The 17,648-nt window shown below is 41.0% G+C and carries 17 protein-coding genes and 1 other annotated feature; of the genes, 9 read left to right on the forward strand and 8 right to left on the reverse strand.

What is annotated here, in order from left to right; all coding sequences use genetic code 11:
* Positions 1-72 precede the first annotated feature (72 nt).
* Positions 73-825, reverse strand: coding sequence for a copper homeostasis protein CutC (locus tag BHF69_RS00895; RefSeq protein ID WP_075669195.1), 753 nt, complete (start codon positions 823-825; stop codon positions 73-75).
* Positions 826-876: 51 nt separating this feature from the next.
* Entirely contained in the window at positions 877-1,719 is an 843-nt protein-coding gene (locus BHF69_RS00900; protein WP_075669196.1) for a DegV family protein, read from the reverse strand.
* A 302-nt stretch (positions 1,720-2,021) separates the two neighbouring features.
* Here BHF69_RS00900 and BHF69_RS00905 point away from each other — a divergent pair, with 302 nt between their 5' ends.
* The 6 genes from BHF69_RS00905 (at position 2,022) to BHF69_RS00935 (ending at position 6,786) form a co-directional block, all read left to right on the forward strand.
* Entirely contained in the window at positions 2,022-2,894 is an 873-nt protein-coding gene (locus tag BHF69_RS00905) for an SDR family oxidoreductase (protein ID WP_075669197.1), read from the forward strand.
* Between the two features lie 11 nt (positions 2,895-2,905).
* Positions 2,906-3,601: a deoxyribose-phosphate aldolase gene (gene deoC / locus BHF69_RS00910; RefSeq protein WP_075669198.1), complete on the forward strand. Its 696-nt coding sequence runs from the start codon at positions 2,906-2,908 to the stop codon at positions 3,599-3,601.
* A 43-nt stretch (positions 3,602-3,644) separates the two neighbouring features.
* Complete coding sequence (locus tag BHF69_RS00915; RefSeq protein ID WP_242946076.1) at positions 3,645-4,499, forward strand: type I phosphomannose isomerase catalytic subunit; 855 nt, start codon at positions 3,645-3,647, stop codon at positions 4,497-4,499.
* A 535-nt stretch (positions 4,500-5,034) separates the two neighbouring features.
* Positions 5,035-5,196: a hypothetical protein gene (locus tag BHF69_RS14080; RefSeq protein WP_158022532.1), complete on the forward strand. Its 162-nt coding sequence runs from the start codon at positions 5,035-5,037 to the stop codon at positions 5,194-5,196.
* A 235-nt stretch (positions 5,197-5,431) separates the two neighbouring features.
* Complete coding sequence (locus BHF69_RS00930) at positions 5,432-6,115, forward strand: phosphatase PAP2 family protein (RefSeq protein ID WP_075669201.1); 684 nt, start codon at positions 5,432-5,434, stop codon at positions 6,113-6,115.
* Positions 6,106-6,786 carry an alpha/beta fold hydrolase gene (locus BHF69_RS00935; RefSeq protein WP_075669202.1) on the forward strand — a complete coding sequence of 227 codons (681 nt, stop codon included), beginning with the start codon at positions 6,106-6,108 and terminating at the stop codon, positions 6,784-6,786. The genes BHF69_RS00930 and BHF69_RS00935 overlap by 10 nt, the downstream gene beginning before the upstream one ends.
* A 45-nt stretch (positions 6,787-6,831) precedes the next feature.
* Here BHF69_RS00935 and BHF69_RS00940 read toward each other — a convergent pair whose 3' ends face one another.
* The gene (locus BHF69_RS00940) at positions 6,832-7,704 is read right to left on the reverse strand and encodes a MurR/RpiR family transcriptional regulator (RefSeq protein ID WP_075669203.1); all 873 of its coding nucleotides are present in this window, start codon (positions 7,702-7,704) and stop codon (positions 6,832-6,834) included.
* Between the two features lie 225 nt (positions 7,705-7,929).
* Between BHF69_RS00940 and nagB the strand changes: the two genes are divergently transcribed.
* A complete protein-coding gene (gene nagB / locus BHF69_RS00945) occupies positions 7,930-8,673 on the forward strand; it encodes a glucosamine-6-phosphate deaminase (RefSeq protein ID WP_075669204.1) in 744 nt (247 codons plus the stop codon).
* Positions 8,674-9,786 carry an N-acetylglucosamine-6-phosphate deacetylase gene (gene nagA / locus BHF69_RS00950; RefSeq protein WP_075669205.1) on the forward strand — a complete coding sequence of 371 codons (1,113 nt, stop codon included), beginning with the start codon at positions 8,674-8,676 and terminating at the stop codon, positions 9,784-9,786.
* A 76-nt stretch (positions 9,787-9,862) separates the two neighbouring features.
* Here the strand turns inward: nagA and BHF69_RS00955 are convergent, their stop codons facing one another.
* Positions 9,863-11,587: a carbon starvation CstA family protein gene (locus BHF69_RS00955; RefSeq protein WP_075669206.1), complete on the reverse strand. Its 1,725-nt coding sequence runs from the start codon at positions 11,585-11,587 to the stop codon at positions 9,863-9,865.
* Between the two features lie 81 nt (positions 11,588-11,668).
* Positions 11,669-11,921 (reverse strand) — a binding site (T-box leader).
* Positions 11,922-12,142: 221 nt separating this feature from the next.
* On the opposite strand from BHF69_RS00955, the gene BHF69_RS00960 reads away from it, so the two are divergent.
* A complete protein-coding gene (locus BHF69_RS00960; protein ID WP_075669207.1) occupies positions 12,143-13,264 on the forward strand; it encodes an Ldh family oxidoreductase in 1,122 nt (373 codons plus the stop codon).
* Between the two features lie 126 nt (positions 13,265-13,390).
* Here BHF69_RS00960 and BHF69_RS00965 read toward each other — a convergent pair whose 3' ends face one another.
* The 4 genes from BHF69_RS00965 to BHF69_RS00980 are packed head-to-tail and all read right to left on the reverse strand — an operon-like array spanning position 13,391 to position 17,584.
* Positions 13,391-14,347 (reverse strand): DMT family transporter, encoded by a 957-nt coding sequence (locus BHF69_RS00965; RefSeq protein ID WP_075669322.1) that lies wholly within the window; start codon positions 14,345-14,347, stop codon positions 13,391-13,393.
* 19 nt (positions 14,348-14,366) lie between these two features.
* The gene (locus BHF69_RS00970; protein ID WP_075669208.1) at positions 14,367-15,680 is read right to left on the reverse strand and encodes an SPFH domain-containing protein; all 1,314 of its coding nucleotides are present in this window, start codon (positions 15,678-15,680) and stop codon (positions 14,367-14,369) included.
* A 15-nt stretch (positions 15,681-15,695) separates the two neighbouring features.
* Complete coding sequence (locus tag BHF69_RS00975; protein ID WP_075669209.1) at positions 15,696-16,502, reverse strand: TPM domain-containing protein; 807 nt, start codon at positions 16,500-16,502, stop codon at positions 15,696-15,698.
* Positions 16,502-17,584, reverse strand: a complete 1,083-nt coding sequence (locus BHF69_RS00980; RefSeq protein ID WP_075669210.1) for a hypothetical protein — start codon at positions 17,582-17,584, stop codon at positions 16,502-16,504. The genes BHF69_RS00975 and BHF69_RS00980 overlap by 1 nt, the downstream gene beginning before the upstream one ends.
* Positions 17,585-17,648: the final 64 nt, after the last annotated feature.

The raw sequence follows: 17,648 nt of genomic DNA on the forward strand, positions 1-17,648 counted from the left end.
TGGTATTACCTTCCTTTATTGTTGATTTAAAAGTTACGTTATATAATAGATAAACAGATTTTTCAAAAAAAATCAACATTTATTCGCATTTTTTAAAAAATTTGCAATATCTTCGGAATGAATGACCTTGTATTCACGCTCAGAAAGAGGGACGGAGCCTTGAAAATGAATCTCTGGATTCCCCTGCAGGCTGTCATCATAAGCAATTTGATGAATGGAGGCGTGCAGATATGGGGTTTGGAAGGTCTTGGCACACAAAGCTACGTTGTGTGGACGGATACCGCTCCCTGGAAGAATTTCAATACGTCCGGCCGCATGCTCGATCATAGCACAAATGGTCTGGGCACCTTCTAAAGCAGTTGGTTTTTGACCGCTTGTGAGCACTCTGGTAAATCCCATAGCAATTAATTGATCGAGTGCTTCCATAACATTTGGTACCACATCAATGGCTCGATGGAAGATGGCTTCTTTATTACCGATGACAGAAAGCATCTTCTGACAGCGTTTCGCATCAATGGTGCCATTCTCATTCAAAATGCCAAATACGATTCCGTCAGCACCATGTGCCAGCAATGCTTTTGCATCTGCCAGCATTACGTCAAATTCACAGTCTGTATAGCAAAATCCTCCTTCTCGTGGCCGGACCATGCAGACCACTTTAAGATCTGGAGCCTGCTGCTTTACTACCATTAGACTTCCGATCGATGGGGTCAAACCGCCGTGGAATAGATCAGAATTTAATTCGACTCGGGAAGCACCGCCTTTCCAGGCTGCAATTGCATCCTCTGCAGATCCGCAACAGGTTTCAAAAGATATATGATTCATGATGTTTCTCCTTTTATGATATAGCTTCTGGCGGGATTGTCGATAGTATTCTTATTCCTGGAGAGAATCCACATAGCCGATCATCAAGCCGCCTTTTTCAGCATAATAGCTACATAAGCCAGCACATTCTTCGATGGCTACACTGCTCTGTGGAAACTCATCCTGGATCATCTGCTTTAAGGAGGCAGCAGAGTCTGGATTCATGCAATGAGCAATGCGTACCCGTTCTCCTGCATAGCCTTCCTTTTTCATTTCTTTCAGAATGGTTTTTAAGGCTCTTTTTTCACTACGACATTTATGCAGAGGTTTTAAGGTCCCTTCTTCGGAAGCTTTTCCAACAATGCGGATGCCAAGGAGTCCTGCCATTTTCGCAACTGCAGGATGGACACGTCCGTTTCGTACAAGGTTGTCCAAAGATTGAAGAGAGAAGAGAAGATGGGTGTGTTTCTGATAAGAAAGAATCGTATCTTTGATCTCTTCAAAGGAAAGCTTTTGGACCATCAGTTCCTGCAGCTTGTGGATGAGCAATCCCATCTCAGGACCTGCAGACAGGGAGTCTATGACGCATACTTTAGAACCAGGATGGTGTTCTTCGAATTCCTGACCGGCATGGATAGCAGCAGAGCAGCTGCCGGATAAGGTGCTTGTGATGGTAATTGCGAAGATTGTATCTGCTTCGCCAAAGGCTTCTTCCCATTCATGGGCGTTTGGGCAGGATGTGCTGGAAGTTCCGCTATGATTCTTTAATTCCTCCATCATCTGAGTAATCTTAAGTTCGGGACTATCGACATATTCTTTATCGCTGGTAATGATCTTTAAAGGAACAGAACAATAAGGAATTTCTGATAAGTGAAAGATGTTTGATGAAGAATCGGATATAATTTTGTAGTTCATAAGGGCTCCTCTCGAAATGTAGTTCGATACATAAAATAGTACTTTCGTAAGCCGGAGTATTCTCCGACCAGATAAATATACATAATTCTACAGTATTCCAGATACTTCGTCAACGGCTTTTGAGAAACTTATAATATAGTTTTATAAACTACTTTAATATATATAAAATACATGGAATATGAGCAGATTAGCCTTTAAACATATTCACAGGAAAAGCTGAAGATACAGACTTCTATACGGGGGAAAAAACTGTTAAAATGTAATTACAAAGGCAATGGGTGTGAAAGGAAAGGAGATTTCTTATGAAGAAAATAGTAATTACAGGTGGTTCCGGATTTGTAGGTTCTCGTTTTAAAAAGATGTGGCAGGAAAAATATGAAATTCTGGCATTAAGTTCCAGAGATCTGGATGTAACCGATCAGGCGGCCATTGATCAGTTTATGGACGAAGAAAAACCAGACTATGTGATTCATGCAGCAGGAATTCCAAGCCAGCAGTTTTGTACGGAGCATCCGGAGAAAGCGCATGCAGTCAATGTGGATGGAGCACTTTATATGGCAGAGGCCTGCAAAAGAACAGGAGCAAAAATGGTATTTACTTCTACCGAACAGTTATTTAACGGTTCTCCAGAACCAGGTCCATACACAGAAGAAAGCAAGCCATATCCAGACACCATTTATGGACAAAATAAATTAGAAGTAGAAGAAAAGCTGCCAGAGATTTTTTCTGATTATTGGGTTGTACGTTTTACATGGATTTTCGGTTTGCCAGAAAAGGATTGTGCAGAAGGAACAAATATTTTATGGGATACGATGAAGAGTCTTATGAAGAATCAGCCGATCAAAACATCTGAGTATGAATTCAGAGGAATGACGGATGTGGATGAAATTTGTGTAAATTTAGAAAAGTTATTCTCCCTCCCATACGGAACCTATCATTTCGGTTCTACCAACAACGATGGCAGATATGAGATAGTGAGATACATTATGGAAAAGCTGGGCATTGGAGAGGGAAGAATCAAAGAAATGCTGATTGCAGATAATTCGAAATATTATGAAGGTCATATTCGTGAACTTCGCCTGGATAATACGAAGGCAAAAGAGGCTGGAATCGAGTTTCTTCCAACCAAAGAAGGAATTGATCGTTGTCTGAGAAAATTTTCAATTGCACGATAAAGGAGGAGAATATGAATAGCAAAACAATTACAAGGCAGCAATTAGCTGGAATGTTTGATCATACATTATTAAAAGCATTTGCAACAAAGGAAGATTTTAGAAAGCTTTGTGAGGAAGCAAAGGAATTAGGCACTGCCATGGTTGCGATCAATCCTTCTCCTGTTGCATGGTGTAAGGAGTTCTTAAAGGATACGACGGTTCATGTAGGAGCGGCCATTTCCTTTCCACTGGGACAGACACCGATTGCAATGAAAGTGGCAGAAACAAAGAAGGCCATTGAAGATGGTGCAGATGAGATAGATTATGTCATTAACGTAGGAGAACTTAAGGGTGGCAATCTGATATATATTGAAGAAGAAATGAAACAGATGGTAGCTGTTTGCAGAGAACATGGAAAGACCATAAAGGTCATCTTTGAGAACTGTTATCTGACAAAAGAGGAAATCAAAAAGGTCGCATTAATTGCCAAAAGAGTAAAACCTGATTTTATTAAAACGAGTACTGGATTTGGAACTTCTGGAGCAACCGTTGAAGATGTGAAGCTGATGAAAGAAACGGTTGGAGAGGAGGTACAGGTAAAAGCTGCTGGTGGGATCCGAGATTGGGAAACTTGTGCAGCTATGATCGATGCTGGTGCGACCAGGATTGGAACCAGTTCCTCATTGCAGATTTTGAAAGGATGGGATGAAGCACATGTATCCGCTTAAGCTAGAGCCAATCTATTGGGATTCCATTTAGGGAAATGATAAGTTGGCTAAAATTCGAAAAAATCCAAAAATTCGCGGTACCAGCTGGGATGTCAGTGCACATCCACATGCGGATAATGTAATCTTGAATGGAGAATATGAAGGAAAGACATTGATGCAGCTGCTGGATGAATATCCAAAGCAGATGCTGGGTAATAAGAACAGAAGTCAGATGCTTAGAATTGCTTATCTGGATGCCAGAGAGTCCTTATCCATTCAGGTACATCCACAAAATGAATATGCTCGCATTCATGAAAATGATGAGGGCAAGACAGAGTCCTGGTATGTGGTTGAGGCTGATCCGGGAGCAAAACTGATTGCTGGAACAACAGTATCTTCCATTGAAGGGTTGAAGCAGGCTGTGGCAAAGGACAAGATTGAAGAATGCGTTCGCAGAATCGAGATGGAGAATGGAGATTTTATCTGTATTGATGCAGGGCAACTGCATGCACTTGGTGCAGGTATTCTTGCACTAGAGATCGGAACGAATAGTGATACGACATATCGTTTTTATGATTATCATAGAAAGGATGTAGAAGGTAAGGAAAGGGAATTACATCTTGCCAAATGCTTTGATGTGGTCGATACAAAGAAACAGTGCGAGAAAGCAGCGTATCCTTTTGATCAGAAGCAGGATGTCATTATTATGAATCGGGAAGAATTTTCTATCCATATGGTAGATATTGATGGCAGCTATTGCCTGAAGCCAAATGGAGATACTTTTTATTGTCTTAGTAATGTGAAAGAGGACTGTCAGATTCTTTATGACGGACAAGAAATCCCATTTGCATTTACGGAGAATATTTTTATACCGGCGGACTGTACCGAACTTATGCCAAAGGAAAAACGAGAGTATTGATCAGTTATATTAAATAGGGGTTTCTTTGACTATGGGATAATATGTGAGAACGAAATCATTCCGGTCAGCAATCAGGCTACGGAGCTTCCAAATCTGATACATGTTTTCTCTTGTTCCACACCAAGACAGACGAAAATCTTATCTCTCGTCCAGGGACAAATGGCTATGTAAGCAAGCTTCCATCCATTTGTCCTTATGGACGACCAAAAGCAACGCTTTTGCCAAAGATTTTCTACCTGAGAAAACATGTAAGCTCCTTCGCAGATTGCTTTACCGGAATGGTTTCGTTCTTTGTAGTATATTGGCTTCTCCCATATTCGTGTGGAGAAACGGAGTGTGGCAAAGAAGAAGGCTTTTTCATAGACCATATCCCCGTTTTCCCAACTTATATAGATACAATATTATAAAAACGGTATCATTTCAGTCAGGGATCAGGCTGCGGAGCTTCCAAACCTGATACATGTTTTTCCTATATTCATATGGAGAAACGGAACATGGAAAAGAAGAAAACTCCTCCGAAAGCGACATATGTGGAATGTTAGAACAACCTGTTGGCTGGATTCTATCACCAGAACTGCTTCAGGCATCGAAGATGACTGTTTTCCATAGGACAGTTGGTAGGGAAGTTTACTTACCTTTCCAACTGTTATGGAAAAAAGGAAGGCAGTTCGTCTTGTACCACGCCAAGCCCGACTAGCGGAGCGGATTAGGGTTTGGCTCGGGGTAGATCCAGACAGCTTTGGTTGTTCTTACGTTCTGGCATCCTAGGCGCAGGAGGAGAAATTTTCTTCTTCATTTAGTCCAGAAAACCCGCATTTTGTGGACAAAAATATAAATTTTAGGTTATTTTTCTATAAAGTGTATCCTTTCTTTGATAAAATGAGATATACTGAAAAGACAGTATTTTTAAAATCTTAGAAAAGGGTGATATTTTGGATTTCCTGAAAAAGAATAAGCATCTATGCCCCATTTTGATTTATGGTATCTTCTATTTTGCAGCATTCATCTTTTTAGAGAATACCAATGAGAAGATTCATATTATACACATGAGGTTTGATGATTGTATTCCTTTTTGTGAATATTTTATTGTTCCGTATGTTATGTGGTATTTTTTCGTGGTTGCTGTAGTGCTTTATTTTGCATGGTTTAATCAAAACAGGAGGGAATATCGTCAGTTAACCGGTACGCTGATGACGGGCATGACCATATTTTTGATCGTGTCATTGGTATATCCCAATGGACAGAATTTAAGACCGGTTCTGACTGGAGATGGATTTTTCATGCAGGCGGTCAATCTGTTATACAGGATTGATACACCAACCAACATTCTTCCAAGTATTCATGTATTTCATTCGGTAGCTTGCTGCATTGCCGTATGGAAAGCGCAAAGCCTGAGGGAGCATCGTGGAATTCAGGCAGCGATCAGTCTGTTGACCGTATTGATCGTTTTGTCTACTATGTTCTTAAAGCAGCATAGTATATTGGATGTCACACTTGCATTATGTCTGAATGGAGTGTGTGCATTGTTCTTTTATCGAATCTTGCCATCCAGATATAAAAGAGGGCGTGCAGAAGAAGCTTCTTATGATATTAGAAAGGGACAGTCATGGATATAAAGCACTATTATATAGAAAAAGGACAGGGGGAGCCGTTACTCCTTCTTCATGGTAACGGAGAAGATAGCTCTTATTTTGTACATCAGATGGAATTTTTCTCCAGATATTATAGAGTGATTGCTATCGATACCAGAGGACATGGAAGATCGCCAAGAGGAACCGGGGAATTTACCATTCGGCAGTTTGCCGATGATTTACATGAGTTCATGGATGATATGAATATTGCACGTGCCAATATTCTTGGATTTTCTGATGGTGGGAACATTGCATTGATATTTGCCATGAAATATCCTAAGCGAGTGGGAAGATTGATTTTAAATGGAGCAAATCTGGATGGAAGTGGTGTAAAGTGGAGTATACAGCTTCCGATCATCGTCGGATATAAGATTGCAGCTGTTTTTGCGAAAAGAAGCCGGAAGGCAAGAGAACATGCCGAGATGCTGGGGCTTATGGTTCATGATCCTTCTATTAAGAAGGAGGATCTAGCTCAGGTAAAAGCAGAAACGTTAGTGATTGCCGGGACTAAGGATATGATCAGGGAAGAGCATACGCGATTGATCGCAGAGCATATTCCACATGCGAAACTGGCACTTCTGAATGGAGACCACTTTGTAGCCAATAAGAGTCCAGAGGAATTTAATCAAACCGTGTATGAATTTTTGAATGATTAGAAATAACAGAGGGCATAGCAGAGAAATTTGCTATGCCCGTTTTTGTTAATGATGATAATATCCAAGCTGATCGAAGATTTCTTTCGCTTCTTCCACGTCGCCTACAATTTTTGGCAGGTCTTTAAGGGCAAGAGCCAGGAACAGGGTGTCAATGATAATAGATTGGACGATGATGGAAGTCTGGTTGGTCAGACGGAAGTTGTTCTCTACACAGGAGGTATAGAGGGTGACCGTAGCTTTGTCTGCCAGCTTCTGATTGCCAAATTGGGTAATGAGGATGACCTTGGCATTTCTCTCATTGGCAAGCTGGATGAACTGATGGTTCTGAACAGACTTTGCCAGTGTGGTAAAGCAGATCAGCAGATCGTCTTTTTTCATATTAATATTAGATTCTAACTGCAGATGCGTATCTTCAAAGAAAATAGATGGAATATCCAGACGCATGAGCTTAATGCGAAGCTGCTGGGCAAGAACACTGCTGGCACCGACTCCACTTAGATAGATACGGTGTCCGCTTTGATAAGTATGATAAATAAGCTCAACAGCAGCATCCATGGATTCACTGGTTAATGTCTTGCCAGTGGCTTCAATAGAAGTAATCGTAAAAGCAGCCAGTTTCTCATAAATTTCCAGAGAATGGTCCTTTTCGGTTACATTGACCGGGATGGCCTGACGTTCATTGGAGGCCAAATCTGCAGACAGGGTCAATTTAAACTCCGTGTATCCATTTAATCCAAGCTTTTTGGTAAAGCGAATCAGTGTGGCTTCGCTGACACCGCTTTTTTGTGATAATTCTTTTGTTGACATAGTCAATATGTCGTCTGAATGTTCTAAGATAAAATGCCCCAGAGACTGTTCTGCATTGGATAAAAAGGGCATCATAGATTCCAGTTTTGATAAAAGATTATTTTCCTGCATTGATTTCTCTCCGTAAGTATCATAATTAAGATTCATTATCGTTTTTCTAGGTTTAAGTATAATTCATTTATCTTGAAAATTCAATGAAATCTAAAAAGAGATGAAGTAAAACTACATTTTTAAATAAAATACTTGAAATAAAACTTCATACGTGATATAGTAAAGACAAGTTAGAAATAACGAGGAGTCAATAAACAGCAAAAAACAAGAAAAGGAGTTACAAGTATGATGATTTATCAGGGAAAAGATTACAAAGATTTAAGTGAGAAGGCAGCGGAGATTATTGCAGCAGAAGTATTTATGAAGCCGGATGCAGTATTGGGACTGGCAACTGGCTCTACACCAATCGGTGTATATGAGGAGCTTGTAAAGTTATACAATATGGGAAGAATTGATTTTTCCAAAGTAACATCTGTAAATTTAGATGAATACAAAGGATTGTCTCCAGAAAATGAACAGAGCTATCGTTATTTTATGAATCATTATTTATTCGATCATGTAAATATTGATAAGAGCCGTACCTACGTTCCAAATGGATTGGAAGAGGATTCCCAAAAGGCATGTGATGAATACAATCAGTTGATCGAAAGTGTTGGAGGAATTGATCTACAGGTATTAGGACTTGGTGGAAATGGACATATCGGATTCAATGAACCAGGAGATGTTTTCGATAAAGTAACACATTGTGTGAAATTAACAGAAAGTACCATTGAAGCGAATGCACGCTTCTTCAATTCTAAAGAAGAGGTACCAACTGAAGCATACTCAATGGGAATTCAGAATATTATGTCTGCGAAAAAGATCCTTCTGATCGCAACTGGAGAAAGAAAAGCAGAAGCATTATATCAGGCACTGTATGGACCGATTTCACCAAAGGTTCCAGCTTCTATCTTACAGCTTCACAATCAGTTAGCTGTATTTGCAGATCCAGAAGCATTATCAGTAATTAAGGAAAAAGGACTGTTATAAATGATTATTAAAAATGGAATTGTTTTTACAGAAGATGGTACATTTGAAGAAAAAGAACTTTATATTGAAGGCGGACGATTCGTTGCAGGCATGGATGAGGTAGAGGATCAGACAGTATTAGATGTCGAAGGTAATCTGATTCTTCCTGGTCTGGTGGATGTTCATAGCCATGGAGCTGCTGGAAATGATTTTTGCGATGGTGATGTGGAAAAGTTAAAGGGAATTCTGGCTTATGAGAAGTCCTGTGGAATTACCAGCTATTGTCCAACTTCTATGACATTATCAAAGGAACGGTTAAAGGATATCTTTGCAACGGTGAAAGAAATCCAGCCATCTGAGGAGTTAGCACGGATTGTAGGAATCAATATGGAAGGTCCATTTGTTTCAGAAAAGAAAAAGGGTGCTCAGAACGGAAAATATATTGTGCACCCAGATGCAGCATTTTTTTATGAATGCAATGAGGCCAGTGGACATAAGATTAAGTTGGTTACTCTGGCACCAGAGCAGGAGGGAAGTGAAGCATTTATCCGACAGGTTGGGAAGGAGGTTGGAATTTCCATCGGTCATACGGATGCAAATTATGATACAGCGAAAAAGGCATTTGATCTGGGAGCCGATCACGTAACCCATTTATTCAATGCCATGCCATCTTTCCTGCACAGGAATCCTGGAGTGATCGGTGCAGCTGCGGATAGTTCTCACTGTATGCCAGAGATCATCAGCGATGGACTTCATGTTCATCCAAGCGTAGTAAGGACCGCATTTCGCATTTTTGGTCCGGAACGAATGATTCTGATCAGTGATTCTATGCGTGCCACAGGCTTAGAGGATGGGACCTATGAATTTGGGGGCCAGATGGTATATGTTAAAGATAAAAAAGCAACTTTGGAGGATGGAACCATTGCCGGATCTACGACGAATCTTTACGATTGTATGTGTCGGGCAATGACATTTGGAATTCCAAAAGCGGATGCTATTTTTGCAGCGACGAGAAATCCAGCAAAAAGTATTGGGGTATATGATCAGGTGGGATCGATTGCACCTGGCAAAAGAGCGGATTTTCTTATTGTTGATCAGGAATTTCATTTGCGAGAAGTGTATATGTTAAAATAGAGAAAAAGAAAGGCTCTTCTGGTTTTGTGACCGGAAGAGCCTTTCTCGTGTTATAAAAAACTTCGGTTAGGATAGATTAAGCATGTTTTGCAGAATTAAGATTGTTTTTTACTTCCTTTTTTTCTTTATGCTTTGCTAATTCTTTTACAGATGTTATAACAATGGTTACACCAAGGATCATTAACAGGATTGCGATGATCAGCTGGAGTCCTTCTACCATGAATACGGCAGTTCCTGCTGAGAAGGCTTTTACAAGGCCGATAGTACGCTGAACCAATGCAGTGAAGGTTACACAAAGCATGATGATCAGTGGAGGGAATAATGTCTTATTCTGTCTTCCTGTTACCTTTAAGAATACACAAAGTGTGATCAGTACCAAAGCACTGAGCAGCTGGTTGGCACTTCCGAATAAAGGCCAGATATTTGCATATCCGATTCTTGTAAGAATGTATCCAAATAAAAGAGTTATGATCGTAGAGAAATATTTATTGCAGAATAATTTTCTCCATCCTTCTGCATGTTCCATATCATCCACACTGAATAATTCCTGGAAGGACATACGTCCGATACGCGCAACGGCATCCAGACTTGTAAGAGCAAGTGCGGATACACACATGGTCATAAAGCACTGGGCAACATAGATCGGAATTCCGAACATTTCAAGAAGACCAGCAACACCGCCAGAGAAAATCTGGAATGGAGTTCCAACTGCAGCAGTTCCATCAGTGGCAGCAGCTGCACCAGCAACACAAAGGGCTAATACGGCAAGAAGACTTTCTAAGATCATAGCACCGTAGCCAACTTTTAGCATATCCTTTTCGTTGGAAATTGTTTTAGAAGAGGTACCAGAGGATACCAGACTGTGGAAACCAGATACAGCACCACAGGCAACTGTTACAAAAAGGATAGGGAATAAATTACCTAATGCCTCGTTTTGGAAACCAGTAAATACAGGAAGGTTCATGGTTGGATGAGCAACCAGGATACCAGCTGCAGCTCCGATGATCATACCGGCGAACATAAAAGTCGTCATGTAATCACGAGGCTGTTTTAATAACCACATTGGAAGGATGGATGCCAGGAAGATGTATACGAAGGTAAATCCTGTCCATGCATCTTTACCACCTGTCAGAGGAATCATCATACCGATTGCCAGTGCAGCAACAGTACAAACAAGACCTACGACAAACTCTTTCGCTCCTTTTAACTGGAACTTTTTCTGGATTAGACCAAATACAACAGCGAATAAGATAAACAGGATAGAAATACTTCCTGCTGCACCATTTGCTTTTGCAGTAGGAGCAAGGCTTGTGATGCCATCCTGTACTACATAAGCATTAAAGGTACCAGCTACCATATCAGCAAATGCAGCGATTACGATTAATGTAAAGAGCCAGCAGAATACAAGGAAGATACGGCGGCCAGTCTTACCAATATATTGTTCGATCAGAAGACCCATGGATTTTCCTTCATTTTTTACACTGGCATATAAAGCACCAAAGTCTGTAACAGCACCGAAGAAGATACCACCGATGATGATCCAGAGAAGGACTGGAAGCCATCCAAATGCGGCTGCCTGAATTGCACCGGTTACAGGGCCGGCACCTGCGATAGATGAAAACTGGTGAGAAAATACGATCCAACCATGGGTAGGCACATAGTCCTGTCCATCTTCTTTTGTATAAGCTGGGGTTTTTGCTTTTGGGTCAATGCCCCATTTGTTTGCAAGCCAGCGGCCATAAAGTGTATATCCTGCTAAAAGACATACAGCTGCGATAAGTACGATTACTAAAGTATTCATAATTTTCACTCCTCAAATATTTTTTTCATATCCAAATGTGTAGCTGCATAAAAAAACTTCGTCCGCTTATAGAGGACTCTATAAGAAGACGAAGAAATATTCTCCGCGTTACCACTTCTCTTGCCGATAAACATCGACCACTCATTCACATCGCTGATCGTTCAGAAAATGTGTGTCCCGTTAACGGAGGATTCCGGCATGGATTACTAAACAAAAGTCATTCACTCATGCTGTTTGCAGGGGATAGCCTTTATTCTATGTTTACTGTCTCACACCAGCCGACAGCTCTCTGAAAACATGTGAGTAAAGGTCATGTCCTGTTCATCACAGTTTGGATATTGAATACAGTATATTTTAGTCCTAAAAATTCAAATGTCAATCATTGTTCGAAAGAAGAAACATGGGAAATTGTCATTTAAAATATTAAAAAATGAAAATAATTTAAATGGGAAGTACAAAAGAGGAAAATTTATTCTGTCTATTTTTCAAAAATATGATAGAATAAATGCGTAAAAGAGTAGAAGAAAAAATTATTTGAATCAAAAGGAGAAAAATATGGCACACTTAAAGTTCAGTATTGAAACACTAGAAAGTTTCTGTAAAGAAGCCTTTCAAAAATTTGGCTTTAATGAAGAAGAAAGTAGTATTATTACAGATGTTTTATTAATGTCTGATAAATTTGGAATTGAATCTCATGGTATGCAGAGATTAAGCCGTTACCATAAAGGAATCGAAAAAGGTTTGATTAAAGTGGATGCAGTGCCGGAAGTAGTATTTGAGACACCGGTTTCTGCTGTCATCGAAGGACACGATGGTATGGGACAGCTGATTGGCCATAAGGCAATGAAGATCGCTATTGAAAAGGCCAAAAAGACAGGAGTCGCAATTGTAACGGCAAGAAATTCCAATCATTACGGAATTGCCGGATATTATGCGAGAATGGCATGTGATGAAGGATTGATTGGATTATCCTTCACGAATTCAGAAGCGATCATGGTACCGACCTTCGCGAGAAAGGCGATGCTTGGAAGCAATCCGATTGCCATTGCAATGCCGGCAGAACCATATCCGTTTTTCTGTGATTCTTCTACAACAGTAGTTACCAGAGGAAAGTTAGAGATGTATCGAAAAGCAGAGAAACCACTTCCAGATGGATGGGCACTTGACAAGAATGGAAATCCATCCAACGATGCAGAAGATGTATTGAAGAATATTCTGGCAAAAGCGGGAGGTGGTATTATGCCTCTGGGTGGAAGCAGGGAGCAGACAGGAAGTCATAAAGGATATGGATATGGAATGATCTGTGAGATTTTCTGTTCGATTCTTTCTATGGGGATGACATCCAACCATACACATATTGATGGAAAAGGAGGTACCTGTCATGGATTTATTGCTATTGACCCATCCGTGTTCGGGGATAAAGAAGCGATCAAAGAGCATTTCTCTACGTTCCTTCAGGAATTAAGAGACGCTCCAAAGGCAGAAGGACAGGAACGCATCTATACCCATGGAGAAAAAGAGGTATTGGCAATTGAACGGACCAAAAAGGAAGGAATTGCCGTAGATGTGAAGACCGTCATCGAAATGAAGCAGATGAGTGAATATCTGGGACTTGATTTTGAAAAGTATTTTGGAACCCTGGATTTGAATGAAGGGGAATATAAGACACTGTATTAAATGACGAGATAAAAGAATCGAAAAAGACAGAAACTCCCTTTCGGGTAGTGGGTAAGTTCACGAACGTGCCAATACCGAAAGGGAGTGTTTTTATCATTTTTGTTATATAAGAAATTCTTAGAATTTCTATTCCTGATATTCCTGGCAGGGAAGCTGTTTTTTGATAGATGACATTGGAATCTGTGCAAAAATGACTGCAGCAAAGATCAACAGGCATCCCATCAGTTCACGAAGATTCATGATTTCCCCTAAAAGTACCCATCCTGCCATAACAGAGAAGACAGACTCCAGACTCATCAATAGAGAAGCAATGGTTGGATTCACGCCATGCTGTCCAATAATCTGTAGGGTATAGGCTACCCCGCAGGAAAGAATACCGGCATATAAGATTGATATCCAGGAATCCAGATGGGAAAAGGCAGGTGCCCAGGCAGAGATGCCGGCCATCGAATGCTTCATATCTACGAAGAACATTGGAATCATAGACAAAAATCCACATACAAAAAATTGAATACAGGACATGCGTACACCGTCTACTAATGGTGAAAAATGATCGATGACGATGATATGAATGGCAAATCCAAGAGCACACAGGAGTAAAAGAACATCCGAGAACTGGAAGGACAGAGATTCTTTTACACATAAAAGGTATAGTCCCATAACAGTAATCCCGACACTGATCCATACAGAAAGCGGGCATTTTTTCTTTACAAAGATTCCAAGGATAGGAACCAGTATAATATAACAGGCAGTCAGAAAGCCTGCCTTTCCTGCTGAAGATCCATAATAAAGTCCCAGCTGCTGTAGGCTGCTGGCAACAAATAATACAGCACCACAGATAATCCCTCCAACGATAAGTGTTTTTTCTTCAGCATGATTGGAAGGTCGACGGCTGGTAAGCTGTGCACGGTCCAACAGTTGGATGGCAGGAATTAAGATCATGCCGCCAATGAAGGAGCGGATACAGTTAAACGTATAGGGTCCTACTGCATGACCACCTTTACTCTGGGCGACAAATGCTATCCCCCAGATAAATGCAGTCAGGACTAATAAAAAAGAGTTTCGACTGGTTGATGTTTTCATAAATTCTGATTTCCTTTGTTTATTTGATATCTCTGTCATCAAACGGATCTCCGCATTCTGGGCAGAATTTTGGCGGTTTGGATGGATCTTCTGGTTCCCATCCACATTTATCACATTGATACTGAGGAACACCAGCAGGTTTTGGCTTTCCACATTCTGAGCAGAATTTTCCTTTGTTGGCGGTACCGCAAGAGCAGATCCATTGGTCGTATGGCTTTGCTTTGCCACATTCTGTACAGAATTTTCCTATGTTGGTGGCACCACAGGAACAAGTCCATCCTTGCTCGGTTGCTGGCTTTGGAGGTTCTGGGTTGAAAGGAGTCTGCTGCTGTCCCATCTGGAATAAATCCCTGGCATTGACCCCTCCGGCCTGTTGCGCCATACCATAGCCCAGAAAGCCTGTCATGGCACCGCTGCTGTTCTCAGCTGCTGCACGCATAGCATCTGCCTGAGCACCGGAAAGGACCGCTGCTGCCATATTCGAATTGCGTAAAACGGCGGATTTTTGCAGTTGCTTGATCATATCTTCATCTTCCTTAGAGGCGGATACACTATTGACGCCAAAGGAGAAGATCTGAATACCACGAAGTTGTGTCCATTTCTTTGTCAGAACTTCATTAAGGGCATCGGCGATTTCCATCGTGTGTCCTGGAAGGGCACTATAACGGATTCCCATTTCTGAGATACGGGCAAATGCCGGTTGAAGAGCAGTTAAAAGCTCAGATTTTAACATAGAGTCAATCTGATCTCTGGTATAAACATTCTGAATATTGCCACATACATTCGTATAAAAAAGCATAGGATTGGTAATCTTATAAGAGTATTCACCATTACATCGGATAGAAATATCCACATCCAGGCCAATATTGTTATCTATAGCACGGAAAGGAATCGGATTTGGAGTACCATATTTATTTCCAGTAATTTCCTTTGTATTAAAATAATAAATTCGTTGGTCTTTTCCAGTACCGCCTCCAAAAGAAAAACGCTCCCAGGCTTCTTTGGCAGCCCCCTTCAAGCCACCCAGAAGTGATCCGCCAAAGATAGAAGGACTGGTTTTGGTGTCGTAGGTGTAGGCACCTGGTTCTGCACAGACTTCTAACACCTTTCCATTCTCTACAATGATCATACATTGTCCATCTGCAACGGCAATATGAGAGCCGTCTGTAATAATGTTGTCTTCGCCATATCGGTTAGATGAGCGGCCAGAGATTCGCTTTTCCCCTTTGGCAGCTAAGACATCTGCATCTAATGATTCACAATAAAAATATTCTTTCCACTGATCAGCCAGCGTTCCACCGATGGCACCAGTAGTAGCTTTGATTAATCCCACAATAATTCCTCCTGATTAAAATTTTCCACTGGATCCAGAACTGTCAGAATGTGTAGAAGATTCTCTTTTTACCCGTCTGGTCCGGTTAACTGTATGATATAAATAAATATCGGAACGGTTTGACAATGAAAAACTGTCTTTTTTCAGATACTCGGATGCACTGTCCTGCATAATTCGTGTATTCATGCTTTTTTTCCATGAAAGGACAATGATCAGGGAGATGATCAGTGATAAAAGGAATGAGCCCAGAACGATGAACGGAATAGGGACGCTTTCCTGATATTTATGATCGGAAGTATAAGGCTCTCCCTCCTCGGCTGCCACCAGGAATTCATCTGCCAGAGAGGCATATTGAGAAAAGGCCTCATAATAATCTCCATCTGATAGATGCTCTACGATCAGCTCTCCGATTCGTTCTCTTCCATAGGTAGTAAATGCTTTCTGTGCGTTTCCAAAGCCTACGATTCCCCAGTCACGCCCAGCCATACTGATTGCCAGCATGATTCCACTGTTTTCTTCGCCCATCCCCAGATGGTGTGACTGATAGTATTGTCTCTGCCAGTCTTTGATATCACCGCTTCCATAGTCAGACGTGGTGATGATGCAGATGGCTACGTTATGCTTTTGACTCAGTTCTTTGCAGGTTTTATTAAGTGTATTTTCTTCCTCAACATCCAGCAAATTGGCATTATCCGTAACAAATGCCTGTTCCTGTGCATGGACGGGAGCCATGCTTAGTGTCAATATGGTTAAACAGCATAGGAGAAGCATACATAGTTTTAAGATCCATTGTCCAAAGGATTTATGTAAGATGTTTTTCATTACCATACACCTCCCAACAAAAAAATACCAAGAATGGAAAGTAGAATGGTGAAAGCTCCAGTGAATCCAAAAAGGTATTTCCAAAAGGCATGTGTGTCGATCGGAAGCTCGCCTACCATTTTACCGGTTTGGCCATTGATGGCAAATTGATAATTTTTTCCCTGATAGACGGTTTCAAAAAGCCATACAGGAAGCAGGACATATTGTACCTGACCGGTTTTGGAAGTCATCTGGCGACGTTTTACATGGACCGTATCATATCCTTGTACTGTGTTACAAAGTAAATCCTCTGCACTGTTATAGAGGCGTTCGTTGGCTCGCTTTTCTGCAGTTTTGGCATCTACATCGTATTTGTCTGATTCATAGCCAGCCAGATATGCTGGTTTGAATTCTGTCAGGTCTTCATAGTGGAAAGGCTCAATGGATTCCGTGGTCTCATCTTCCATATGGGTACTTCCATCTACAGGCACGTTGCAAAAGCTCATGCTGCCGGTTCGATTAACAAGATAGTAGGATGTGTCAATATAATCATAATCACTGTCACTCCAGGCCCTTGTTCTGGTAGCATGAAAGCTCATATCTGCCTCGGCATCACAGGTGAAAAGCCAGTAGGGAACATAATAGCCTTTTAAATTTTTCAAATAGCTTCTATTTCGAAAATTCTTTGGCAGCAGTCGTTTGCCATGACAAAAATCTGCAAGCATTTGCTTAGCCTGATCTCCGGTCACTTTAAATGGAATGATGGCATCGGGTCGCCATTGCTCATCGGTATCAGCAGTTAAAATTACGACATTATCGCAATAAGGGCAGATCGTGCTGACCTTATCATCGGCAGCCTCAATTTCTGCCCCGCAGGATGGGCAGATATAATGACCATCATCGGTACGTTGGGCCACTGGTTGACTGGTAGAAGAATGAAAGCTTAAGTCCTGGTCACTGGCGGCCTGGTTATCTGCTTCGTATTGCTGCATGACAGAAATCTCATATTCATTATTGCAGCTTTTGCAGGAAAGCTTCTGAGTCTTCGGGGAGAATGTCAGTGCTGAGCCACAGCAGGGACACTTGTATTGTACAAAATCCATACGCTCCTCCTTTGTAAATAGATATTTATAAATAAGTATTCATATCAATATTGTCTGTGTTCTT

Origin of the sequence: Anaerostipes sp. 992a (assembly GCF_001940245.1) — a bacterium.
Lineage (GTDB): Bacteria > Bacillota > Clostridia > Lachnospirales > Lachnospiraceae > Fimousia.

Coding starts and splice junctions, on each gene's coding strand:
- BHF69_RS00895 (WP_075669195.1), bottom strand. CDS start 825: ATGAATCATATATCTTTTGAAACCTGTTGCGGATCTGCAGAGGATGCA.
- BHF69_RS00900 (WP_075669196.1), bottom strand. CDS start 1,719: ATGAACTACAAAATTATATCCGATTCTTCATCAAACATCTTTCACTTA.
- BHF69_RS00905 (WP_075669197.1), top strand. CDS start 2,022: ATGAAGAAAATAGTAATTACAGGTGGTTCCGGATTTGTAGGTTCTCGT.
- deoC (WP_075669198.1), top strand. CDS start 2,906: ATGAATAGCAAAACAATTACAAGGCAGCAATTAGCTGGAATGTTTGAT.
- BHF69_RS14080 (WP_158022532.1), top strand. CDS start 5,035: ATGTTAGAACAACCTGTTGGCTGGATTCTATCACCAGAACTGCTTCAG.
- BHF69_RS00935 (WP_075669202.1), top strand. CDS start 6,106: ATGGATATAAAGCACTATTATATAGAAAAAGGACAGGGGGAGCCGTTA.
- BHF69_RS00940 (WP_075669203.1), bottom strand. CDS start 7,704: ATGCAGGAAAATAATCTTTTATCAAAACTGGAATCTATGATGCCCTTT.
- nagB (WP_075669204.1), top strand. CDS start 7,930: ATGATGATTTATCAGGGAAAAGATTACAAAGATTTAAGTGAGAAGGCA.
- nagA (WP_075669205.1), top strand. CDS start 8,674: ATGATTATTAAAAATGGAATTGTTTTTACAGAAGATGGTACATTTGAA.
- BHF69_RS00955 (WP_075669206.1), bottom strand. CDS start 11,587: ATGAATACTTTAGTAATCGTACTTATCGCAGCTGTATGTCTTTTAGCA.
- BHF69_RS00960 (WP_075669207.1), top strand. CDS start 12,143: ATGGCACACTTAAAGTTCAGTATTGAAACACTAGAAAGTTTCTGTAAA.
- BHF69_RS00965 (WP_075669322.1), bottom strand. CDS start 14,347: ATGAAAACATCAACCAGTCGAAACTCTTTTTTATTAGTCCTGACTGCA.
- BHF69_RS00975 (WP_075669209.1), bottom strand. CDS start 16,502: ATGAAAAACATCTTACATAAATCCTTTGGACAATGGATCTTAAAACTA.
- BHF69_RS00980 (WP_075669210.1), bottom strand. CDS start 17,584: ATGGATTTTGTACAATACAAGTGTCCCTGCTGTGGCTCAGCACTGACA.